This is a genomic window from Halalkalibacter kiskunsagensis (genome assembly GCF_037027555.1).
Lineage (GTDB): Bacteria > Bacillota > Bacilli > Bacillales > Bacillaceae_D > Halalkalibacter > Halalkalibacter kiskunsagensis.
Genome location: NZ_JAXBLX010000037.1, coordinates 16,743 through 38,050, shown reverse-complemented (window position 1 = coordinate 38,050; position 21,308 = coordinate 16,743). Strand labels below are relative to the sequence as shown.

The following is a 21,308-nucleotide window of genomic DNA, read 5'->3' as shown; positions in this document are numbered from 1 at the left end:
TTGCTATGGCCTTTCAAATCTTATTAAACATTGTCATTGCGCTCATTTGGGCCTTCCTACAAAACAGCTATACTGGTGTTGACTTGCTAGTTGGTTACGTAATAGGGATTTTCATTCTCTTTGTATTACGACGCTTTTTGAAATTTGATTTCTACTTTCGTCGTGTATGGGCAGTGATCAAATTAACTTTGCTTTTCTGTAAAGAGCTTATACTTGCTAATGTCGATGTCATAAAAATTGTACTAAGTCCTAAGTTAGATATACAGCCAGGGATTATAGAAGTACCAACAAAGCTTGAAACTGAATGGGAATTAACATTGCTGGCATCTCTTATTTCTTTAACACCAGGGACACTGTCGATGGATTTCTCAGATGACAATAAATACATCTATATTCATTCGATTCATGTTCCTGATAAAGAAGAGATGATTCGTCAAATCCATAACACATTTGAACGTGCGATTTTGGAGGTGACGAAATAATGTTTCATACGCTCTTAATGGCAGTTCTTGCAGTGATGTCGATCTCATTATTCGTCTGCTTTATTCGCACAGTGATTGGACCATCGATGCCTGATCGAATCGTTGCTCTTGATTCTTTTGGAATTAACCTCATTGGATTTATCGGCATTTTGATGATTGTGCAAGAAACAGTCGCCTATTCAGAGGTTATTCTTGTCATCAGCATTCTAGCATTTATCGGTACGATTGCTTTATCAAAGTTCATCGAAAGGGGTGTTGTATTTGACCGCGATTGAAATCATTTTAAGTATTTTTATTCTGATGGGGGCTTTTCTTAGTCTTCTTGGTTCGATTGGGTTAATTCGTTTTCCAGACGTGTATGGACGCACACATGCTGCAACGAAGAGTGCAACACTCGGCGTAATTTCGATTATGATTGCAACTTTCCTTTTCTTTCTTCTTGTCGAAGGAATCTTTGTTGGAAAGGTCTTGCTTTCTATCTTATTTGTTTTCTTAACAGCACCAGTTGCCGCTTTGATGGTAGCTAGAGCTGCGTACCGCACTGGTGTCCCTCTTTGGGAAAAAAGCGGGCAAGATGATTTAAAGAAAATGTACGGAAAAAAATTAAATAAACCACAATAAGAAAAGGGCCGATTGGGGAGGCCATTGAAAAAGGTTGCTTTTTACCATTTCAGTGGCCTCGCCTTTTCTTTATTCACTAGTTTCTCCATCTGCGAAGTGAACAGCTTCAGCTAACAGATCAACGATATGAACGGATCGAACAGTATGTGATAGTCCTTCACGTTCTACCCCTAGCTTCATTTGTAAGAGGCAACCTGGGTTGGCAGTCACGATCGTCGCAGCTTTTGATGCTTTAACATGCACCATTTTGTGATCAATAATTTGTGTCGACATTTCTGGTTGAATAAGATTATACACTCCTGCAGACCCGCAACAACGATCAGATTCCTTCATTTCCTCATACGTAACTCCTTCAATTATTCGCAATAGCTTACGTGGTTGCTCGCAAACGTTCATTACATTGCGAAGGTGACACGAATCTTGATACGTGATAATCTGTTCTGGCAATTTCATCTTGGGTAAACCAATTTCGAGTAACACGGCAGAGATATCCTTTACTTTATTAGAAAATGCTTTGGCACGTCTATACCAATCAGGCTCGTCTTTTAATAAGTGATCATACTCCACTAACAAAGCACCGCATCCACCTGCGTTTGAAATAATATAATCCACGTCTAACTTTTCAAAGGCGAGAATGTTCATTTTAGCTAAATGACGAGCTTTATCCTTTTCTCCAGAGTGAGCATGAAGAGCACCACAACAATTTTGTGACTCAGGGATGATAATTTCACAACCTACTTTCTCAAGCAGAAAAAAAGTGGAATCATTTGTTTTCATGAACATCGTATCCATCAAACATCCCGAGAAAAAGGCAACTCTTTTCTTTACACTCTCTTTTGGTTTAATATGTCTAGGACGATTTCTCATTTCCTTTGGTGACGAAACGTTAGGAATCACTTTTTCCATCGTAGCCAGATTTCCTGGTACAACGTTCAGAATCCTTGACCTTTGAACGACTTTCTGTAAACCTGACTTCTGATAAAGCCACAGCATTTCATTCAAAGTTCTCATTCGCTGTTGATAAGGTTATATTATGAGGATCAAAGGCCAATTTAAGTGTTTTCATAGCATGTACCCCTTCCTCTCCAAGCTTCCAAGCTAAGTAAGGAGATTTCATTACGCCAACGCCATGTTCTCCTGTAATCGTTCCACCTAACTCAATCCCTTTGGCAAATATTTCGGAGAACGCTTCTTCTACTCGATGCATCTCGTCTTGATTTCTGGCATCTGTCATACATGTAGGGTGTAGGTTTCCATCACCGGCATGACCAAATGTACATATTTCAACTTTGTATTTCTTTGCTATGTCGTCAATTGCTAAGACCATCTCAGCAATTTTTGAGCGTGGTACCGTAGCATCTTCTAGGATCGTTGTTGGTTTCTTTCTAGCAAGAGCTGATAAAGCTGACCTACGAGCTGTAGTTAGCGCTAACCCCTCTTCTATTGTTTTGGCTACTTGAATGGAGATTGCATCAGTTTGCTCACAAATCTCTACCATTGGTTCCTAAGCCTCTTGGGACAATTGGAACGCGATACTCTCCACATATCTTAACGATTTCTTGGACCTCTTTTGTCGTTCTAGGCTTTATAACGGCATCTGGCATCGCTTGAAAATTCGGTGTCGCGTCGTATGAATAAACTACTAAGTTTTCTTCTGAATCAAGAACATTCGTGCTACCAACAATCGAGATTAGTTTTGCCTTAACTTCATTATCTAGCATAATGGTACACTCTCCTACTCTACTTGTTCTATTAAGTATAAAAAAAAGAACCCTTTTATTCTATGTTTAAACACACAAAATAAAAGCGTTTTCTGCCAATCTTATTAGTTATTCATCTAATTGAATCATGATAATACCATAGCACGATAAAAAGAGTGACCAAACCTTTCGTTTCTTTAATAGAACAACCTGATAATTCTTGGACACGCTTTAATCGGTAATGCAATGTATTTATATGTATATGAAGAGAAGACGCTGTTGCTTTGATTGATAGCTGATGATCAAAATATGCCTGAAGTGTCGAGAGTAAATCAGGCTCATCCATTAATTTAGCAAGTGTTTGAGTCACGATTTCCTCTCTTGTTGCAGTTGAACTTCAGATAAGGCAATTTCTAATAATAATGAATCATAAGCAACAACTTGTTCGGTAAGCTTTTTACATTTAGCCGCTTGTTTTGCCTCATGATAAGATATTTGGAGTTTGGAAGGGTCTTTCTGTTTCCGGCTTATTCCTGCTCGAAGGCTTATCCGATGTGACTTTTCTAAAGAGTCATTTAGTGCTTCTAACATATATATAATCGCTTTCTCCGAATATTATTCAGCTGAAATAAGCATAACAAACCGACCATTTCCCCACCTTACAATAAGGTCTTTCTCTTCATTTGAAAACCATTTGCGAAATCGTTGAATCACATCTTGATCCAACACCATTTCTATCGGCTCTTGTCCTTTCTGCTCAACTTGAATGAGTACACAGTAACGCTCACCGTTTAAGTCAATTCCTAAAATTTCACCACGTTCAATGAACTCCTAGTCAATACTTCAGAGTGTAACCATTCAGATACATACGTCTCTATCCCTCTTAATTTGGCATCTAATTGCTCAGCTGCATATGATTCTTGAATGATAAGTTCCGTCATCTTCTGAATCAACTCCCCGTACCTAACTGTATCAGGCTGCGATCCTGTTATCCCAATAACATCAATAATCTGTTGTTGAAAACTGATCGGCAAATTCAAACCGACCTTAACTCCTTTCAATCGTTCCACATCATCCAACGTAATCATTCGCTTTTCTTTCGATTGAATGACTTCTACGCCTCCTTCGTGATATTGTCCTACACGGCTTTTATCACTACTTGCAATGATAGTGCCATCAGAATTAATCGCGATCACTTCCTCAACTATGACCTGAGAAACCTCATTTACAATTCGTTGCGCTACATGTGTAAGCAATCTCAAGGAGTTGCTTCCTTCCGCGTGAAATTAGCCAACTTTTGTCCGACCACCACTTCCATGTTTTCTAAAACATCAATGTCTGAAACTAATTCATGTTCTACTAACAGCACAACGGTTGATCCAAATGAAAAATAAGCCATCTCTTCTCCTTTTTGAAGACTGCTTCCTTTGTGAGTAAGTTCGATTGTGTTTATATTCATTGCTCCTACTTTTACTATAGCAAGCTGTTTTCTATCAACCTCTACTTCAGTTATAACACGGTAATTTCTTGATAAAGGTCTTTTACCATATTGCAGTCCCATATTATTTACCGGATAAGATTGGCCGCCTAGCTTCCATTGTCTTATAATCGTTCCATCAACTGGACTATGAATTCTGTGATAATGACTTGGACTTAAGTATAGAATAAAATAATAGCCATTATGATACGGCTTTGCTGCTTCTTGTGACCCAAGCATTTCTACGATGTTATACGTTTGACCTTTGACATGGAATAAAGTTTCATTATCAAGGTTTCCAGATTGCGCCATGATACCGTCTACAGGACTTACCATACTTTGATGATTTTTATCAATTACACGTACTCCAGGTTTTAACTCTCTTGTAAATAAATCATGAAGATGTTCGTATGCGCTCAAGGGCTTGCCCATCTCTGATTGTTTTAATTTGAATGTAGTTGCAAATGGTTTTATAAAAGGCTTGCTCAGTTTAGATCTTGAAAACCGCCTTAACATGGCTGATGTTAGACGATGATTGGTTAATTCTATGCAAGAACGAAAAAGCATTGTTTTCAAAAATAACTCCCCCAATATATGTGCGTTGATGCGTATTTTGTGATCTAGTCGATTTTAAAAACCTATGGTATGATTATTATTTAAGAACAATAAAAATATTCGATATGTGCAATGCGCAAATCGTCAAGGAGTCGATGACATGTTCCTTTTACATCAATTGGATCATACCGTCAAAAAGCTAAAAGGGCAAATTGCGAATGCATTGACCCTTTTAAACTTAGGACTAGGTGCTTTTGCCATTATGTTTATTTTACAAAATGAATTACGTTTAGGTCTTCTTTTCATTACGATTGCAGCATTAACAGATCGTCTAGATGGAGCTGCCGCAAGACGCTTTAATAGTACATCAGAATTCGGTAAGCAATTAGACTCCTTAAGTGATATTATTTCATTTGGTGTCGCTCCTGCATTTTTATTATATCAGGCAATCCTGTTTGTTTTTGGTTTACCTGGTATGTTTGTCACAATTTTTTTCATTGCTTGTGGTGCTATCCGTTTAGCTCGCTTCAATATTTCAGAAAGTACCGGTTTTTTTGTTGGACTACCCATTACGGCAGCTGGATGTATATTAACACTTCAACTTCTTTTGGTTCCTTTTATTCCAGCTTTTTACTTCATGCTTATTACACTTCTTCTTGCTATTTTTATGATTTCAACTTTTACCGTTCGGAAAATGTAAGATGAAAGAATATGCTTTCTTCTTATTTTTTTACAAAAATCGCATTAAGATTACAAAAAATGACGCGTTCTTGTCAAAAAATGAGAAAAATATGGGTTATTATGCTTTAATTTCCGCCGTAAGTCTTGACACCACTAGGGTTTCATTATTAAATTAAGTTGCGGCTTTATTTTTAGCTTGTCGAAAGGACAAGTTATGCAAAAATGGAGAATACACAAATCCATCATTTTGATGAAGCGTTTTTCAAAACAAGGTATGAAAGGGAGTTATTTTTCATGAACAAAACAGATTTAATCAACGCAGTATCTGAGCAAGCAGACCTTTCTAAAAAGGATGCGTCAAAAGCAGTAGACGCAGTATTCGACAGTATCACAACAGCACTTGTTGAAGGTGGCAAAGTTCAACTTGTTGGTTTCGGTAGCTTCGAAGTACGTGAGCGCTCTGCTCGTAAAGGTCGTAATCCTCAAACAGGACAAGAAATTGAAATCCCTGCTACAAAAAACCCAGCATTCAAGCCAGGTAAGCAACTTAAAGACGCTGTAAACGAATAAGATTAAAAAGCGATGAGATACGGTCTCATCGCTTTTTTTACTTATATACTAATCTCACAACATATTGATCATTTCCCTAACATAAATTGGATGGAGGGAAAAAATTGAGGAGGGGATATAGTGAATACATTTTATGATCAAGCGCTATTTGAACACCGTTTTTGGCTTCAAATTCTTGGGGATCATGCAAGGTTCATTCGAGATACACTTTCTCCTATAGAAACTGATTTGGTAAATACAGCTATTCAATTTATTTATACATTTGACTCTCTTCTAGAAACAAGTCGACAAAACGTCACAGGTGCTCAGTTACAACAGCTAACCGAACAAGCAAGTGAACAAGCACGAGCCATTAGATCGTTTAAGCTAGACATTATTCGTGAGCACCTGATCGGAGATGTAACAATTGGACTTTCTCCAACCTTTTTAAACCATATGGTAAATGAAGTGGACGAGTATTTACGAATCTTGCCTTCCTTATTAAAAAATGAGGAACCACTGATTTGCCATCCTCTGCACCATCATCTCGTTTGGCTCCTCGATGCAGCAGGTCATGCTGGTGGGATTACAGATTCCTTAGACTTAGTAGAAAAACAATTACAAAGTAAAAGTGAAGCCTTTACAGAGCGCTTTGAACAGTTTTATATTAAAGCCGTAGAAATGGCTGGTTATTTGCGTACAAATATTGAGGAGTTTCCTGCACTTTCTCGTTTTAATGAAAATGTAAAATTAGAGCTTCTTCTATTTAAAACCTTTCTAAATGAACTTGAAGAATTAGAAATGACAAATCGACTGCTTGGTACACTCAAGCAATTAATGGCTGATCATATGGCAAGAGAAGAATGCTATTACTTAATCAAACTAACACAAGCGTCTGAATTAGATCACCCAAATTGTGACCCCACCAAACCTCGATCTGAATAATAACGCATATAAAAATTAAAAGGTAACTCAAAAAAAATTGCTTATGCAAGTTTTCTTGAGTTACCTTTTTTCATTATGAATCAAGCTAAAATTTCTTGTTATTCCCATTAAGACCATTGATCTTTTTTGTAACCGTTTTTATTTTAAGAATGTAATGTTTTTTCAGAAAAATATATTGATTCGTATGTCAGATATCGTTACAATACTTATCATACAGATTTTTCAGACAATTGGAGGATTCAATATGTTTACATTTTTAATTTCCATAGCCGTACTAATTATCGGCTATTTCGTTTATTCTAAAGTCGTAGAACACATCTTTGGGATTAATGATCAAAATAAAACACCTGCATACACAAATAAAGAAGGAATAGACTATTCACCAATGCCTTGGTGGAAAGCAAGCTTAATTCAGCTTTTGAATATTGCTGGTCTTGGGCCCATTTTTGGGGCTGTAGCTGGTGCATTGTATGGTCCTGTTGCATTTATATGGATTGTAGTTGGTTGTCTTATCGCAGGAGCGGTTCATGATTACTTTTCTGGGATGCTATCACTTCGTCACAACGGTGCCCAATTTCCAAGCTTAGTTGGTCGCTATCTTGGAAACAATATGAAGATCGTAATTAACTTTGTTTCAATTGTATTAATGATTTTAGTGGCCGCTGCCTTTACTGCTGGTCCGGCTCAATTAATCGCTAGTCTTACGCCGCTATCCTTTTCATTTGCATTAGCACTTATTTTTGTTTATTTTCTAGTGGCTGCTGTGTTACCTGTTAATCGTATTATCGGGCGAATTTATCCCATTTTTGGTGCCATTTTAATTTTTATGGCTGTTTCAATTGGAGTGGCTTTACTTTTTACAGAAAACCCAATTCCGAACTTAACTTTAGAAAACTTACATCCTGGAGAATTACCAATTTGGCCTCTATTAATGGTTACTATTTCATGCGGCGCCATTTCTGGCTTTCATAGTACACAAAGCCCGATTTTAGCGCGTACGATCAAACGTGAATCTGATGGTAGAAAGGTATTTTATGGTGCTATGGTTGCTGAAGGAATTATTGCTCTTATTTGGGCGGCAGCAGGAATGACATTCTTCGGAAGTACAGGGGGTTTACAAGAAGCATTAGCAGTTGGTGGTCCCGCAGGAGTTGTTAATGAAATTTCAACATCGTTTCTTGGAGCACTTGGAGGTATACTAGCAATACTAGGTGTTATTATCTTACCTATTACAACTGGTGACACAGCTTTGCGTTCCTCTCGTATGATGGTGTCAGAATTAGTTGAGAAATTTTTCAAAGTACGTGGTCTAAAAGGAGTGTTACTTGCAACGATTCCTGTTACAATTCCAACTATTTGGCTCGCTACTATTGATTATACGTTTTTATGGAGGTATGTTGGAGGAACAAATCAACTAGTTGCTACTGTCATGTTATGGACTGCAGCTATGTATTTGCTTGAATCACGAAAATTCCACTGGATTTGTGGCATCCCAGCCTTGTTTATGACCGGTGTCGTGTCTACTTACTTTTTATATGCTCCAGAAGGCTTCTCCTTGGCTTATGAGCGATCATTAGCAATTGGAGGAGGCATAACCCTTCTTGTAGCAGTTTGGTATGTATACAAAATCCGTAAAGCCCACCTGCAAGTTACCAACGGTGCAGCTTCTCAAAACATCGCCTAAGGATAAGGAGTCTCAAATGGTTTTAGTACCGACCTTGAGACTCCTTTTTTTGTTTCTAAAATGGTTTAATGACCATCAAAATAATTAAAATGACGGCTGCTGCATGTACAATCGCTGTATATGGTTTTAATTTCGAGACTCCTTTTGCATACCCTGCTGGTAAATCCTCATCATTATAATCTATTAAGGAGCGCTCCATTGATTTGATTGTTCGTGGCATCACACCAGCAACGATAAACTGTACTCCAATGTAAATTGCAATCGATGTTAAATACCATCCAGTTGTAAAAAGAGTCGTGTTTAACACACCTAATATCATTCCTGTCACAAGCAACGTAATACTCCCTACTTTTGCAAACACATCAACCTTAGCATTTAATAACAATGAGTACCTTGCATCTTTGGCTGTTTGGGGAGAATTTATTATCGATGGTAATGCAAATGATGCTCCTAATCCAACAACTGCACTAATAACATGAATTAATACAAAAATCTCATATAGCGTCATCTTTTCTCTCCCTTTATTATAGTCATTTCATCTTATTTACTTGAACGCTAGGTTAGAACTAACTCCCCAAAATATAAATAATACTAAAGTAATCACACGATAGTTGTTAATCCTAAATTGATGGTTTAAATCACCTCAAAATAAGGAATCTTAAAAGGAGTCTTGTTTAGACATGTGAATTTCTTAAGGAGTGATTAATCATGAAGTATAGTGATATTCAATCAAAGCAAACAAATGGGCAACCTTCCCAATCTCAAAATCATCAACCAGGAACAGAAAGTCAAATGAGCCCCCTACCAGTATACGACGATCCAAATTATAGTGGCAGCGGCAAACTAGCAAATAAAGTTGTTCTTATTACAGGTGGGGACAGTGGCATTGGACGTGCTGTTGCTATTGCTTTTGCTAAAGAAGGGGCAAAGCTCTCCATCGTGTATCTTGATGAGCATGATGATGCCAATCAAACCAAAACTGAAGTTGAAAAGTATGGGGGAGAATGTTTATTACTTTCTGGTGATATAGGAGATGAGTCATTTTGTCAGACAGCTGTTGAAGAAACGGTTTCAACATTTGGAAGTTTAGATTGCTTAATTAATAATGCTGCTGAACAACATTATCAGGAGAACATTGAAGATATAAGCGTCGAACAAATGGAACGAACATTTAAGACCAATATCTTTTCATGCTTTCACTTTATCAAAGCAAGTATGCCTCACTTAAAACAAGGTAGCTCTATAATAAATACAGCTTCCATCGTTGCATACAAAGGGAATCCAGTCCTAATGGATTATGCTTCAACAAAAGGGGCCATGATTGCTCTTACTAGATCCTTGTCGCAAAGCATTGTCAAAAAAGGGATACGAGTGAATGCTGTTGCTCCAGGTCCGATTTGGACCCCCTTAATTCCCGCCTCGTTTCCTGCAGACCAAGTGGCAACATTTGGTACAAATACTCCGATGGGAAGACCGGGGCAACCTGCTGAGTTAGCTCCAAGTTACGTATATCTTGCTTCCGACGATTCATCGTACGTAACAGGGCAAGTCATCCATATAAATGGTGGGGAAATTATTAACGGATAATCAAGATATGATGTGTTATTTTCAAGAATAGTACATTGCTTAGAAAATCCATTCGAAAATAAGGATGGGTTTTCTTCGTTTGTCATCAATGAGATTTCCTAAGAAAAATAAAAATATTGAAGGAGTTACCTTGGACATTGTCTAATAGTTTAAGATACTATCATTACCGGACCGGATTTTACATCCTTCATGAAAGTGGTGAATACCCAATGTCATCCTATTCACATCAAGTAAGAGCAAATACAGAAATAGTTATTGAATTTCTAGAAGACAATGAATCTAGCTTTTTAGACTTGTGGCAGGACCAAATTTTAATTAATGAAATCGACATTAATAAAGATAAAGTGAATGTTAACGGGCATCTCATGTATAACTTAGTGAAACACACGTTACTTTACTCAATGAATGTGGATGATGTTAAACAACTTGCTTACAAAGTAGCAAAAGAATGCGTTGAATCAAATATTAATATTGGTGATTTTGTCTACAATGTCAACATTGGCAGAAGTATTATTATTAAATATATACTCCAATCAGACCTCACTTCTTGCGATCTGCCTTCCATCATCGATATAATTAATCAACTTTTTGATCAATTTTGTTTTCACGCAGTAACAAATTATACTGAGATAAAGAATCACGAGTTAAACCAAAAGAATGTCTACATTAATCAAAGTCACAAAGATAAGCTTGCCATTCTCGGTCAAATGTCTTCTAGCTTTGTCCATGAATTTAGAAATCCATTAACTTCTATAATTGGCTTCAACAAATTACTACGAGTCGAATATCCAAACCTTAAATATTTGGATATTATCGAACTAGAATTAGACCAACTAAAATTTAGAATCACACAGTTCCTTCACACATCAAAAATGGACTTAATTGACAATCCTAAAGAAAATGTCACAATAAAAAATTTATTAGACAATATTTTGAGTTTTCTATATCCAAGTATTGTTGATTCCGATGTCTTAGTCTCAGCTGATATCGATTCATCGATTATGATCGAGGCCTATAAAGACGAATTAAAACAAGTATTTCTTAATGTATTATTTAATTCAATTGATGCCGTACAACAACGAAAAAGACCTAGGGAAATCAACGTACGATGTTTTAAAGAAATCGATCAAGTCATTATCGAAGTTTCAAATAATGGACCTGCAATCCCGCAAGAAGTAAAAGAAACAATCTTTGAGCCGTTTTATACAACGAAAGATCTTGGGACAGGCATAGGCTTATATGTATGTAAAAACATTATTGAGAAACACGCTGGTTATATGACATGTGAATCCGATGAGACACTAACTACTTTCCGTATTCATTTGCCCTTGACTGTGTAAGGCTACCTCGATACACGTTAGAAAAGCATATTAGTATTCTCTTTCATTTTACACCAGAAAAGGGCTGTAAGAGTTCATTCCTGCTCCTACAGCCCTTTTCTTATCCCTTTCCTTGGCTCTGTTTATAAAATTCATGAAATAGCTTCATTAACGCGCGCTTTTCTATTCGAGAGACATAACTCCGAGAAATGCCTAACTCTTTTGCAATTTCTCTTTGTGTTCTTTCTTCTTCTAAATTTAATCCAAAGCGACCTACAATTACCTCTTTTTCACGATCATCTAATACGTGAATAAATTTGTAGATTTGGGTCTTTTCCATATTTGTTTGGATTACATCAACGATATCCTCGCCTTCTTCTTGGAGAACATCTATTAGTGTGATTTCATTCCCTTCCTTATCTGTTCCAATTGGGTCATGAAGTGAGACATCTTTTTTAACTTTTTTCAATGCGCGTAGATGCATGAGAATTTCATTTTCAATACAACGAGCTGCATAGGTTGCTAGCTTTGTCCCTTTTCCATCAGAATAACTTTCTATTGCTTTAATTAACCCAATTGTTCCAATCGAGATTAAATCCTCGGTATCTTCACGCGTATTTTCAAATTTCTTGACGATATGTGCAACAAGTCGTAAATTATGTTCAATTAGAAGGTCACGTGCATGCTCATCACCCTCGGCCATTAGCTTTAAGTATTTTCGTTCCTCCTCTTTTTTCAGCGGCTGTGGGAAGGCGTTGTTCTTAACGTATGATACAAAGACGACTACTTCCTTAAACAAGTAGGAAATCGCTGCAATTATAGCTGACATGAGATCACCCCCAAAATGTGTGTTACTACAACACTATGTAAAAATGGGCTTGGACGTGTCTGTACCATTAAAAAAAATCCGCTAACCTTTCATGACTTGCTTATGATTTCCCCTTAGACGAAAGAAAAAAGTGACTCTATATCTCGTACTCCAAAAGAGAAGACTGATAATAAGTCACTTTTTTACAAACATTATTTTCTTTTTCATAAAATACTTCTATATTTCTTTTACTTATTTTCTTTTTCCACGAGGCGTTCTATCACTTTGGCTAGCAACAATGTTCGTTCCGTTAAAGAAGAGATTTCCAGATATTCTTTGTCACTATGAGCATTGCCCCCAATTGGTCCGAGTCCATCAATTGTTGGGATTCCCATAGCTGATGTAAAGGAAGCGTCAGAACCTCCACCTGTTTTCGTATCTTTTATGTCAATTCCTAATTCTGCTCCTACATGTTTGACGATATGAAAAAGTTTTTCAATTTTTTTATTTTTTAACATCGGCGGACGTCTCATATCACCAGAAAGCTCAATTTCCGTTCCCGTAACGTCTGATGATGCACAGACCTCTTCAATCTTATGTTCCACTTCTTCTGCTTGCTTGAGTGTTGCAACCCTCACATCTAGGTGCCCTATTGCTGTCGCAGAGATCGTATTTACTGCATTCCCACCTTCAATCATTCCAACATTCACCGAAATTCCATGTTCATGATCATTAAGTTCATGCAACTTTACAATTTTATGTGCGAGTTCTTCGATGGCACTTCTGCCTTTTTCAGGTTCAATTCCAGAATGAGCAGCCTTCCCGTGCACTTCAATTGTGAATCTCCCACTTCCCCGTCGTTCTGTTACAACCGACCCATCTCGCCTTGCAGGTTCCATTATTAGAGCATACGATTTCCCAATCGCTTCTTTTTCTATAATCGGACGAGAGGTCAATGAACCAATCTCCTCATCACTATTTAAAATAACCTGTAAATCTTGGTACGCGGTGGAACCGATTTCTTGAAGGTAGCGGAGTGCATAAATGACAGATACAAGACTTGCTTTCATATCAATAACTCCTGGTCCATAAGCCCGTCCTTCACGAACTGAAAAAGGACGCTTAGCAGCCGTCCCCTCTTCAAACACCGTATCCATATGTGCGACTATGAGGATAGAAGCTTTCTTTTTTGCTGGATGTGTAATAACGAGGTGATCTCCCGCTTCATCTTGTTTCATCTTCGTTATCTCATAACCCATTTTCTGAAAATAAGGGATTAATTCACTGCCAACTTGATCGACTCCAACCTTATAATTCGAACCACTATCTATATTAACTAATCTTTCTAATAAATCGAGCATCTCTGTTTCTTTTGACTGAACGTCCATCTTGCCCTTCCCCTTACCTCTCTATGCCTGTCTAATTATATTTATTTTCATGTATTTCCATCACTTTTGCAAGTCAGTTTCACTTGTTACCAATTCTTTCTTTATATATATATTCAATGTTTATTAAAAAAGACAAAAAAAATGAGCGATTCTGAAATTGAATCGCTCGCAATGGGGGAGAGTAGAGAGAACATTTTGGAAGCTAGGTCAATGACCTTTCCTGTTAATAATGTACCGTACTCTCCCCCTCATTACAGCATTTTTGTTACATATTCTGACAGAGAACTTCAAGCTTTTTTTTTGTCCAATCGAATGAGTTTTCCCCGTGCTAGACATGGTGTTTTCAAGTATCATTTGATTCATATGATATACTTTGAAACAAATAGTTCACTCTAATTCTTTAGGAGGTGAGAAGATGAATGACTTAATGCATATTCAACAACAACTTACAAATCGAACTAGTAACATTCTTGGTTCGACATCAATGAAATCAGCTGTTATTGTACCTTTGATTTATGTAGACAATGAATTATCTATTCTTTTTGAAGTACGTTCTAAACAGTTAAACAAACAACCAGGAGAGATTTGTTTTCCTGGAGGGAAAATCGACCCTACCGATTCATCACCTGAAGCTGCTGCTATCCGGGAATTATCAGAAGAAGTCGGTATTCATGAAAAAAATATTGATGTAATTGCTTCACTTGATATTCTAGTTACTCCATTTCGAGGTATTATCTACCCCTTTGTTGGGGTGCTAAGCAATTTGAATGATGTATCCATTAACCACCATGAAGTCGACCACACTTTCACTGTCCCAGTTTCCTATTTATATAACTACGAACCTAAACGTCATACAATGAAAATGTGGTTTGAACCAAGTGATGACTTTCCGATAAAAGTGATTGCCAATAAAGAAAATTATTCTAAACGTTATCATGAAATACAAGAATACTTTTATTACTATCACAACTATGTGATATGGGGATTAACGGCTCGCATCCTCACTCATTTTATTGAATTAACAAAACCAAGATAACCTAGTTTAATATCTTGGTTTTGGATTTATTCGTTTTTGTAGAATCCTTTGGAAGTAAACTAATGAAAACAAATCCAATGATTGCTACGATGAATAGTGACATAAAAACTGCAGATAAACTACTCGCTAGGATTGTTTGCAATTGCTGTTGTTCTCCTAAAGAAAGATTTGCTCTTTGTTCGGCCTCTAGCAAAACATTAACTGCATCAATAGTCGGCTCAATTGACAAGGATTGACCCACTTGTTCAAAAGACGCTCTTAATTGTCTGTTTAATATTCCTCCTAACAAGGCAACTCCAACTGCCCCTCCTAATAATCGCATAAACATATTCATCGCAGTAGCCTCGCCTCTAACTTTCCATTCTACACTAGATTGAATTGATACGATAAAAGTGGTCGTTGAAAAACCCATTCCTACTCCTAATAAAAACGAACCTAAACCTGCCCACAAAAAATGTGCGAAATAGGGAAGCGTTAAGAAACAAAGACTACTTATTACGAGCGCTACCCCACCAATTACAGCGGTTACGCGGAATCCTGTTTTTAGCATCATTTTTCCTGCAATTGTTGATGAAATCGGCCAACCAATCGAAATAACGGTCAGTGTCAATCCTGCTACAAGAGGTGATTGACCTAATACACCTTGGACATACGTAGGGAGATAACCTGATACGGCTAGTAACATCACACCTGACATAAAAGATGCTAAATTGGCATATCGAATTTCTTTTTTCTTCCATAAAGAAAGGGTGATCATTGGTTCTTTCGTTTTTCTCTCATGTGAAATAAACGAGATCATGCTTATAATAGATACACAAATGATAAGTAAAAGCTGTAGATTTGATAAGAATAGCCCCTCATCTATTTGAATAAGAACAAACATAAATGTTAAAAGTGAAACAAATAGAAGGATTGCACCTATATAGTCAACTTGCTTCTTCTTCTTTTCAACTTTCTCATGTAGGAAGAAAATAACGATACAGGCTGAAAGAATCCCAAATGGGATATTCATCCAAAATATCCATGACCAGTTAGCATATTGGATAAATAACGCTCCTAAAATAGGACCGATAATCGCAGAAACACCCCAAATACTTGCAAGATAGCCTTGAATATTTGCTCGTTCCTCTTTTGTGTACATATCTCCTACAATCGTTGTTGCAATCGGTTGAACAGCTCCTGCCCCAATTCCTTGAAGAATTCGACTGAAGATTAACATCTCCATTGACCAAGAAAACCCACATAAAATCGATCCAATTAAAAAGATTCCAATACCTATTGAAAAGATCAATTTCCTACCATATAAATCAGCTAGCTTGCCATATAAAGGAATCATAACCACCTGCATTAATAAATAAGAGGAAAAAACCCAGCTGAATAAAGAGAAACCTCCTAAATCCGCTACAATACCTGGCATCGCTGTAGCAACAATGGTTGCTTCTACTGCTGCCATAAACATGGCCAGCATAACAGCAGCAAGAACGAGAGGCCTTTTTGTTTTTTGATTGTTTTTCATTTTCTACTCTCCCCTTGTGACACATCTCTTTTTTCTGTACTCTATTGTCCTTGTATACATTCTATTATAGATAGACTTGTCTGTACTTTTTTATTTTATATGTATTCTGTACGAACTCAAATAAGACAATAGAAAAACTCTCTCATCTCAAACCTCAAAAAAAAACTGGCATAGTAGGTTTATTCACCTACTATGCCAGTTTCTCTTTACCTATATTACATTAGTTATGATTATCTTCGTATAATTGTCTCTGAGCTCTCATAGCAAGCCGGTGAAATAATACAGCGAATGCAAGGGTGACAAATACGCCACCAATAAATAGGCCTGGAATTATGACAACGGTATTTTCTGTTGGAATGACTAATCCGATAAATAGAAAGATACTCAAAGACAATAAAATAAACCCATATTGTTTGTAATCAGCAACTTTCGCTTCTAGTTGTTTTATTCTTTTCTCTTCCATTTATCTTCCTCCTACTCTTCTTACATTCTATCATCTTTTTTCAAGAATAGTTGATGCAATCTCCGTTAATTAAGGAAGGCCAATCCAATTTTTCCAAGGATGGTCAGAACGCTCCAACTAGCTTCCATCTTCGTCCATAATAAGTTATCATTATGATCATAGTCGAGACTACATATATTGGAGGCACTAAAGAACATGAAAAGTATTGTACGTGATATGAACCTTGCAAAAGAAGGTCATTTAAAGATTGATTGGGTAAAAGAGCATATGCCTGTCTTAAATCAAATTCGTCAGGAATTTGAACAAACTCAACCATTCAAAGGATTGAAAGTTGCTATCTGTCTTCATCTAGAGGCTAAAACAGCATACTTAGCGAAAGTGGTCAAAGCTGCAGGAGCAGAAGTGTTTATTGCGGGAAGCAATCCTCTCTCCACTCAAGATGATGTTTGTGCTGCTCTAGTCGAAGACGGAATTACCGTTTTTGCAAAACATAAGCCTGATCCAGAAGAGTTTAAACAACATTTGATTATGACCTTAGAGGTTGAACCTGACTTAATTATTGATGACGGTGGAGACTTCACGACTCTTCTTCACTCCGAACGCCCTGATTTAATTAAGAACATCCGTGGTGGCTGTGAAGAAACAACTACAGGTGTCATACGAGATAAAGCTTTGGAGAAATCCGGGGATCTTCCTTTCCCGATGATTGCTGTCAATGATGGATATTGTAAACATTTATTTGACAATCGATATGGAACCGGACAATCTGTTTGGGATAGCATTAATCGAACAACCAATTTAGTAGTTGCTGGTAAGACGGTCGTTGTCGTTGGATATGGTTGGTGTGGACGTGGTGTGGCGCTACGTGCTAAGGGACTTGGAGCAAAGGTCATCGTGACTGAAGTCGATAGCATTAAAGCTATTGAAGCATATATGGACGGATTTGAAGTGATGCCACTTAAGGAAGCAGCAAAAAGAGGTGATTACTTTATCGCTGTTACAGGAAATCAATACGTTATTCGTCGTGAGCACCTTGAAAATATGAAGGATGGTGCGATCCTTGCTAATGCTGGTCACTTTGATGTAGAGGTTAATAAGCATGATCTTGAAGCTTTATCGACGTCCAAACGAGAAGTACGTAAAAATATTGAGGAATATGTCTTAGAAGATGGTCGCAAGCTCTACTTACTAGCAGAGGGGCGTTTAGTTAACCTTGGAGCTGGTGATGGTCATCCTGCTGAAATTATGGACATGACATTTGCCCTTCAGGCCGTTTCTCTTGCGTATGTGAATGAAAAATATAGTGAAATAGGTAACCGTATTATTACAGTTCCTTATGAATTAGATCAAAAAGTAGCCCAATTAAAGTTAGAGGCACTTGGTGTCGGCATTGACTCGTTAACAGACGAGCAAAAAGTCTATCTTGAAAGCTGGAAGATCGACTAGAATCACTTGATTTTATATAGCCTGTAAAAACCAAATGAACTTAAAAAAGTAAGAGACCAAATCATCATTTGGTCTCTTACTCTTTTCGTATTTTCAACATCATTGAGCTCCTTTTTATCCCTCTTTCTCTGCAACCTTTTAGGACATCATTGAGCCCGGTTGAATCCCTCTTCTTGATTTCCGCCCGTTTAGAGGTCGCCATGTGGTTGTGTAAACCGTGAAAAAGGCACTAAGGACACTTTTATCAAAAGAAAAAAGCTATCTCTCAAGGGTTAAAACCCAATTAAGATAGCCTCCACTATCATTTAGAACTTTTCACTTAAACGATTCACTTCAAAAATTACTTTCTCTTCGTCAACCGTTAAGCACTCACCATTTTTCACAACCTGTTTCCCTTGGACGAACACATCTTTCACATCTCTTCCACTTCCAGAGTAGACAATATGAGAAATAGGATTGTGTGCTGGTTGATAAAATGCTTGCTTCGTATTTAACACGATCAGATCCGCTTCTTTGCCTACTTCAAGACTCCCCACTTGATCTTCTAACCATATTGCCTCTGCCCCATGTATCGTCGCCATTTGCAATGCTTTTTCTGCCGGAATCAACGTAGCATCATTGTGAACACCTTTATAAAGAAGAGCCACTTGGTTTAACTCTCCAAATAAATCTAAATTGTTGTTAGAAGCAGAACTGTCTGTTCCAAGGGAAACGGTGATTCCCTTTTCTAACATCGCAGGTACAGGTGCAATTCCACTTGCTAACTTCAGGTTGCTTATGATGTTATTTGAAACTTTGACATCGTATTTGGCTAAGATATCAAGTTCCCATTCTTCTAGATGGACAGCATGAGCAACTAATGTAGGTTGCTCGAACATACCTAATTTCTCAAGATGTTTAACCGGTCGTTCTCCATACTCACTTACATTCAACTCAACTTCAGAACGAGTTTCTGACATATGAATATGAATTGGGGAATTGAGTTCAACAGCTTTTGAAACAATTTGCTCAATAAATTGAGGTGTACAAGTATATGGAGAATGAGGTGACATCATCGTCGTAATTCGTCCATTCGCTTGATTGTTCCAGTTTCTCGCAAAGTTCGATGCTTCTTCTAACTTGCTTTGGCGAAGTTCTTCAGAACCAAATCCAATCATTCCTCTACAAAGTCTAGCTCTAGCACCTGATGCGTCAACGGCCATAGCCACCTCATCCATATTGTCGTACATATCAACAAACGTCGTTGTTCCAGTACGTAGCATTTCAATAATAGATAAATATGTTCCCCATTTTGCATGGTCTTTCGTATATGTTGCCTCAATCGGCCACATCTTTTCTTCTAACCACTGCTGCAAAGGAAGATCATCCGCATAGCCTCTTAGTAATGACATCGATGCATGCCCATGTGTATTAACTAAACCCGGCAAAATATAATCACCTTTCACATCGACAACTTCATCGTAAATCGATAGGTCACTAGGAACCTCCCCTACATATGTAATTTTTTCGTTTTCAAAAGCAATGGCTCCTTTCTTGAATACCTGCTGTTTAGCGTCCATTGTAATGATCGTTCCGTTAACGAGAATCGTATTTGACATTCTTTTAAATTCCTTTCTGTTCATACATTAGTAGAGGTTGTCTCAAAAGGTTGCTTTTTGACCTTTCGAAACAACCTCTAAGCAATTAGCTGAGCCGCTGCCGCTCTTTTTATGGCTTTTGGGACAGCCTCTCACCCATTTGATTAATTAAGTTTATTTTTCTCTACTGGCATCCAGCCTTGGCCATCAATCCATTCAATATACACTTCATATTTTTCATTTGGATTTCCTCTAGGAGCAACTTCTCCACGTGCTCTTGTAGCAGAACCACCGTTTCCAATCCACCAAACTATCATGTCATCAATTCCAGTAGCATATTGGAGGGCTTTGACCATTTCATTCCAGTTTGTGCTTCCTTCATTGAAGTCAGGTGTGAATTCACCCGTTTGTGACGTACCAACTGGTTCCCACTCTCCGTCTGGAACTGGCTCTAGCTCTTCTTCATCAAGTTGTTCCTCAGTCGATTCGTGCTCATTTTCTTCTACTGCTTCACTCTGGTTATTCTCTTTATTCTTCTCTACTGGATCAGCTATTGATTCAGGTTCATTCTCCTCTATTTCCCCGTTTTGGTCAACTTCTGTGAGTACTTCTTCACTTGAAGTCGAACTAAAGAAAATTTGTACAGCAAATACTATGATAAGAATGGTTACTATACCAATCGCCACATTTAAAATACGATTCACACGTTTCTTCTTCCGTTGCTCATAACGATATCCTTGCATTTCTCCACTCCCTTTCTAATTCTCTTTCGTTATTATACAAGATCTTTTTTAAAAGCGCGAGAAAGGCTTCATACAAGATCTTACATAATTTTAGAGAGATCACCTCTTGTCAAACAGGAGGTACACCTAGCCTTTTAAAAAAGGATGCTTGAAAAGGTTGATCTTTCCCTTTTCAAGCATCCTACGTAAACATTAACGAATATCGGTAATTTGAATTTCCATTTCTCCACCTGGGGTATTAACAGACACTTTATCATTAATACCTCGTCCAAGTAAACTTTGAGCCATTGGAGAATCATTTGAAATCTTTCCTTCTGCGGGGTCTGATTCTGCGCTTCCAACAATCGTGTACTCTTCTTCATCACCATCTGGAAGTTCAATAAACTTAACCGTCTTACCGAGAGACACAACATTTGCTGCACCCTCTTCTTCTTCAATCATGACCGCATTACGAATCATCTTCTCAAGTTGAGCAATACGTCCTTCAACAAACGCTTGCTCTTCTTTTGCAGAATCATATTCAGAGTTCTCTGATAGGTCACCAAAACTACGTGCAATCTTTATACGTTCAACGACTTCTTTGCGTCGTTCCGTCTTTAAATATTCTACTTCCTCTTCTAACTTTTTCTTTCCATCCATTGTCATATAATGCTTTTTCTCTTCTGCCATGTCTTTCACTCCTCATCTGCTACAATCAAATAAAATAAATGCGATAAATATAATACTATGTA

At 37.5% G+C, this 21,308-nt stretch carries 25 protein-coding genes and 2 pseudogenes; 11 read left to right on the top strand and 16 right to left on the bottom strand.

Features of this window, described 5'->3' with window-relative positions; translation table 11 throughout:
- Positions 1 to 5: 5 nt before the first annotated feature.
- The 3 genes from SLH51_RS18445 to mnhG are packed head-to-tail and all read left to right on the top strand — an operon-like array spanning position 6 to position 1,103.
- Entirely contained in the window at positions 6 to 482 is a 477-nt protein-coding gene (locus SLH51_RS18445) for a Na+/H+ antiporter subunit E (RefSeq protein WP_335962929.1), read from the top strand.
- The gene (locus SLH51_RS18440; RefSeq protein WP_335962928.1) at positions 482 to 757 is read left to right on the top strand and encodes a Na(+)/H(+) antiporter subunit F1; all 276 of its coding nucleotides are present in this window, start codon (positions 482 to 484) and stop codon (positions 755 to 757) included. Before SLH51_RS18445 ends, SLH51_RS18440 begins: the two co-directional genes overlap by 1 nt.
- The gene (mnhG, locus tag SLH51_RS18435) at positions 744 to 1,103 is read left to right on the top strand and encodes a monovalent cation/H(+) antiporter subunit G (RefSeq protein WP_335962927.1); all 360 of its coding nucleotides are present in this window, start codon (positions 744 to 746) and stop codon (positions 1,101 to 1,103) included. The genes SLH51_RS18440 and mnhG overlap by 14 nt, the downstream gene beginning before the upstream one ends.
- Positions 1,104 to 1,172: 69 nt before the next feature.
- On the opposite strand, the pseudogene SLH51_RS18430 reads toward mnhG, so the two are convergent.
- The 8 genes and pseudogenes from SLH51_RS18430 to SLH51_RS18400 form a co-directional block, all read right to left on the bottom strand.
- A pseudogene (locus SLH51_RS18430) lies at positions 1,173 to 2,129 on the bottom strand ((Fe-S)-binding protein); the annotation flags it as partial.
- Positions 2,098 to 2,592: pseudogene (locus SLH51_RS18425) on the bottom strand (FAD-linked oxidase C-terminal domain-containing protein); the annotation flags it as partial. The pseudogenes SLH51_RS18430 and SLH51_RS18425, both read right to left, overlap by 32 nt.
- Positions 2,585 to 2,707, bottom strand: coding sequence for an FAD-binding protein (locus SLH51_RS24510; RefSeq protein ID WP_418770266.1), 123 nt, complete (start codon positions 2,705 to 2,707; stop codon positions 2,585 to 2,587). The pseudogene SLH51_RS18425 and the gene SLH51_RS24510, both read right to left, overlap by 8 nt.
- Before the next feature lie 229 nt (positions 2,708 to 2,936).
- Positions 2,937 to 3,173 (bottom strand): PucR family transcriptional regulator, encoded by a 237-nt coding sequence (locus tag SLH51_RS18420; protein WP_335962925.1) that lies wholly within the window; start codon positions 3,171 to 3,173, stop codon positions 2,937 to 2,939.
- Positions 3,170 to 3,394: a CdaR family protein gene (locus SLH51_RS18415; RefSeq protein WP_335962924.1), complete on the bottom strand. Its 225-nt coding sequence runs from the start codon at positions 3,392 to 3,394 to the stop codon at positions 3,170 to 3,172. The genes SLH51_RS18420 and SLH51_RS18415 overlap by 4 nt, the downstream gene beginning before the upstream one ends.
- Before the next feature lie 24 nt (positions 3,395 to 3,418).
- Complete coding sequence (locus tag SLH51_RS18410) at positions 3,419 to 3,604, bottom strand: hypothetical protein (protein ID WP_335962937.1); 186 nt, start codon at positions 3,602 to 3,604, stop codon at positions 3,419 to 3,421.
- 2 nt (positions 3,605 to 3,606) lie between these two features.
- Positions 3,607 to 4,065, bottom strand: coding sequence for a sugar diacid recognition domain-containing protein (locus tag SLH51_RS18405; RefSeq protein WP_335962923.1), 459 nt, complete (start codon positions 4,063 to 4,065; stop codon positions 3,607 to 3,609).
- On the bottom strand, positions 4,062 to 4,856 hold the full coding sequence (locus SLH51_RS18400; RefSeq protein ID WP_335962922.1) for a phosphatidylserine decarboxylase: 795 nt from the start codon (positions 4,854 to 4,856) through the stop codon (positions 4,062 to 4,064). Before SLH51_RS18400 ends, SLH51_RS18405 begins: the two co-directional genes overlap by 4 nt.
- 139 nt (positions 4,857 to 4,995) lie before the next feature.
- Between SLH51_RS18400 and pssA the strand changes: the two genes are divergently transcribed.
- The 4 genes from pssA (at position 4,996) to SLH51_RS18380 (ending at position 8,694) form a co-directional block, all read left to right on the top strand.
- Positions 4,996 to 5,535, top strand: a complete 540-nt coding sequence (gene pssA, locus SLH51_RS18395) for a CDP-diacylglycerol--serine O-phosphatidyltransferase (RefSeq protein WP_335962921.1) — start codon at positions 4,996 to 4,998, stop codon at positions 5,533 to 5,535.
- Between the two features lie 275 nt (positions 5,536 to 5,810).
- Positions 5,811 to 6,086 (top strand): HU family DNA-binding protein, encoded by a 276-nt coding sequence (locus tag SLH51_RS18390; protein WP_034625140.1) that lies wholly within the window; start codon positions 5,811 to 5,813, stop codon positions 6,084 to 6,086.
- Positions 6,087 to 6,206: 120 nt separating this feature from the next.
- Complete coding sequence (locus tag SLH51_RS18385) at positions 6,207 to 7,010, top strand: DUF2935 domain-containing protein (RefSeq protein ID WP_390184060.1); 804 nt, start codon at positions 6,207 to 6,209, stop codon at positions 7,008 to 7,010.
- Positions 7,011 to 7,254: 244 nt separating this feature from the next.
- On the top strand, positions 7,255 to 8,694 hold the full coding sequence (locus tag SLH51_RS18380) for a carbon starvation CstA family protein (protein ID WP_335962919.1): 1,440 nt from the start codon (positions 7,255 to 7,257) through the stop codon (positions 8,692 to 8,694).
- 55 nt (positions 8,695 to 8,749) lie between these two features.
- On the opposite strand, the gene SLH51_RS18375 is transcribed toward SLH51_RS18380, so the two are convergent.
- Positions 8,750 to 9,202, bottom strand: a complete 453-nt coding sequence (locus SLH51_RS18375) for a DUF2269 family protein (RefSeq protein WP_335962918.1) — start codon at positions 9,200 to 9,202, stop codon at positions 8,750 to 8,752.
- Between the two features lie 200 nt (positions 9,203 to 9,402).
- Between SLH51_RS18375 and SLH51_RS18370 the strand changes: the two genes are divergently transcribed.
- On the top strand, positions 9,403 to 10,281 hold the full coding sequence (locus SLH51_RS18370) for an SDR family oxidoreductase (protein ID WP_335962917.1): 879 nt from the start codon (positions 9,403 to 9,405) through the stop codon (positions 10,279 to 10,281).
- A 209-nt stretch (positions 10,282 to 10,490) separates the two neighbouring features.
- A complete protein-coding gene (locus tag SLH51_RS18365) occupies positions 10,491 to 11,621 on the top strand; it encodes a histidine kinase N-terminal domain-containing protein (RefSeq protein WP_335962916.1) in 1,131 nt (376 codons plus the stop codon).
- Positions 11,622 to 11,721: 100 nt separating this feature from the next.
- Here the strand turns inward: SLH51_RS18365 and sigK are convergent, their stop codons facing one another.
- Both sigK and SLH51_RS18355 read right to left on the bottom strand, forming a co-directional pair.
- Complete coding sequence (gene sigK / locus SLH51_RS18360) at positions 11,722 to 12,429, bottom strand: RNA polymerase sporulation sigma factor SigK (RefSeq protein ID WP_335962915.1); 708 nt, start codon at positions 12,427 to 12,429, stop codon at positions 11,722 to 11,724.
- 227 nt (positions 12,430 to 12,656) lie between these two features.
- Positions 12,657 to 13,796 carry a M20 family metallopeptidase gene (locus SLH51_RS18355; RefSeq protein ID WP_335962914.1) on the bottom strand — a complete coding sequence of 380 codons (1,140 nt, stop codon included), beginning with the start codon at positions 13,794 to 13,796 and terminating at the stop codon, positions 12,657 to 12,659.
- A gap of 415 nt (positions 13,797 to 14,211) precedes the next feature.
- Here SLH51_RS18355 and SLH51_RS18350 point away from each other — a divergent pair, with 415 nt between their 5' ends.
- Positions 14,212 to 14,832 carry an NUDIX hydrolase gene (locus SLH51_RS18350; RefSeq protein ID WP_335962913.1) on the top strand — a complete coding sequence of 207 codons (621 nt, stop codon included), beginning with the start codon at positions 14,212 to 14,214 and terminating at the stop codon, positions 14,830 to 14,832.
- Between the two features lies 1 nt (position 14,833).
- On the opposite strand, the gene SLH51_RS18345 is transcribed toward SLH51_RS18350, so the two are convergent.
- Together SLH51_RS18345 and SLH51_RS18340 are read right to left on the bottom strand one after the other, a co-directional pair.
- Positions 14,834 to 16,348 (bottom strand): MDR family MFS transporter, encoded by a 1,515-nt coding sequence (locus tag SLH51_RS18345; protein WP_335962912.1) that lies wholly within the window; start codon positions 16,346 to 16,348, stop codon positions 14,834 to 14,836.
- Positions 16,349 to 16,568: 220 nt separating this feature from the next.
- Entirely contained in the window at positions 16,569 to 16,811 is a 243-nt protein-coding gene (locus SLH51_RS18340) for a YrhC family protein (protein ID WP_335962910.1), read from the bottom strand.
- Positions 16,812 to 17,006: 195 nt separating this feature from the next.
- On the opposite strand from SLH51_RS18340, the gene SLH51_RS18335 reads away from it, so the two are divergent.
- Positions 17,007 to 18,257 carry an adenosylhomocysteinase gene (locus tag SLH51_RS18335; protein WP_335962909.1) on the top strand — a complete coding sequence of 417 codons (1,251 nt, stop codon included), beginning with the start codon at positions 17,007 to 17,009 and terminating at the stop codon, positions 18,255 to 18,257.
- Positions 18,258 to 18,562: 305 nt separating this feature from the next.
- Here the strand turns inward: SLH51_RS18335 and SLH51_RS18330 are convergent, their stop codons facing one another.
- The 3 genes from SLH51_RS18330 to greA all read right to left on the bottom strand — a co-directional run bounded on the left by SLH51_RS18330 (position 18,563) and on the right by greA (position 21,246).
- Entirely contained in the window at positions 18,563 to 19,855 is a 1,293-nt protein-coding gene (locus tag SLH51_RS18330) for an amidohydrolase family protein (protein ID WP_335962908.1), read from the bottom strand.
- Between the two features lie 143 nt (positions 19,856 to 19,998).
- Positions 19,999 to 20,577, bottom strand: coding sequence for a YrrS family protein (locus tag SLH51_RS18325; RefSeq protein ID WP_335962907.1), 579 nt, complete (start codon positions 20,575 to 20,577; stop codon positions 19,999 to 20,001).
- A 192-nt stretch (positions 20,578 to 20,769) separates the two neighbouring features.
- Positions 20,770 to 21,246, bottom strand: coding sequence for a transcription elongation factor GreA (gene greA, locus SLH51_RS18320; protein WP_335962906.1), 477 nt, complete (start codon positions 21,244 to 21,246; stop codon positions 20,770 to 20,772).
- Positions 21,247 to 21,308: the final 62 nt, after the last annotated feature.

Excerpts from the sequence above, each read along its gene's own strand:
- SLH51_RS18445 (WP_335962929.1), top strand. The coding sequence starts at position 6 with ATGGCCTTTCAAATCTTATTAAACATTGTCATTGCGCTCATTTGGGCC.
- SLH51_RS18440 (WP_335962928.1), top strand. The coding sequence starts at position 482 with ATGTTTCATACGCTCTTAATGGCAGTTCTTGCAGTGATGTCGATCTCA.
- SLH51_RS24510 (WP_418770266.1), bottom strand. The coding sequence starts at position 2,707 with ATGCCAGATGCCGTTATAAAGCCTAGAACGACAAAAGAGGTCCAAGAA.
- SLH51_RS18415 (WP_335962924.1), bottom strand. The coding sequence starts at position 3,394 with ATGTTAGAAGCACTAAATGACTCTTTAGAAAAGTCACATCGGATAAGC.
- pssA (WP_335962921.1), top strand. The coding sequence starts at position 4,996 with ATGTTCCTTTTACATCAATTGGATCATACCGTCAAAAAGCTAAAAGGG.
- SLH51_RS18390 (WP_034625140.1), top strand. The coding sequence starts at position 5,811 with ATGAACAAAACAGATTTAATCAACGCAGTATCTGAGCAAGCAGACCTT.
- SLH51_RS18380 (WP_335962919.1), top strand. The coding sequence starts at position 7,255 with ATGTTTACATTTTTAATTTCCATAGCCGTACTAATTATCGGCTATTTC.
- SLH51_RS18375 (WP_335962918.1), bottom strand. The coding sequence starts at position 9,202 with ATGACGCTATATGAGATTTTTGTATTAATTCATGTTATTAGTGCAGTT.
- SLH51_RS18370 (WP_335962917.1), top strand. The coding sequence starts at position 9,403 with ATGAAGTATAGTGATATTCAATCAAAGCAAACAAATGGGCAACCTTCC.
- SLH51_RS18365 (WP_335962916.1), top strand. The coding sequence starts at position 10,491 with ATGTCATCCTATTCACATCAAGTAAGAGCAAATACAGAAATAGTTATT.
- sigK (WP_335962915.1), bottom strand. The coding sequence starts at position 12,429 with ATGTCAGCTATAATTGCAGCGATTTCCTACTTGTTTAAGGAAGTAGTC.
- SLH51_RS18355 (WP_335962914.1), bottom strand. The coding sequence starts at position 13,796 with ATGGACGTTCAGTCAAAAGAAACAGAGATGCTCGATTTATTAGAAAGA.
- SLH51_RS18350 (WP_335962913.1), top strand. The coding sequence starts at position 14,212 with ATGAATGACTTAATGCATATTCAACAACAACTTACAAATCGAACTAGT.
- SLH51_RS18345 (WP_335962912.1), bottom strand. The coding sequence starts at position 16,348 with ATGAAAAACAATCAAAAAACAAAAAGGCCTCTCGTTCTTGCTGCTGTT.
- SLH51_RS18340 (WP_335962910.1), bottom strand. The coding sequence starts at position 16,811 with ATGGAAGAGAAAAGAATAAAACAACTAGAAGCGAAAGTTGCTGATTAC.
- SLH51_RS18335 (WP_335962909.1), top strand. The coding sequence starts at position 17,007 with ATGAAAAGTATTGTACGTGATATGAACCTTGCAAAAGAAGGTCATTTA.
- SLH51_RS18330 (WP_335962908.1), bottom strand. The coding sequence starts at position 19,855 with ATGTCAAATACGATTCTCGTTAACGGAACGATCATTACAATGGACGCT.
- SLH51_RS18325 (WP_335962907.1), bottom strand. The coding sequence starts at position 20,577 with ATGCAAGGATATCGTTATGAGCAACGGAAGAAGAAACGTGTGAATCGT.
- greA (WP_335962906.1), bottom strand. The coding sequence starts at position 21,246 with ATGGCAGAAGAGAAAAAGCATTATATGACAATGGATGGAAAGAAAAAG.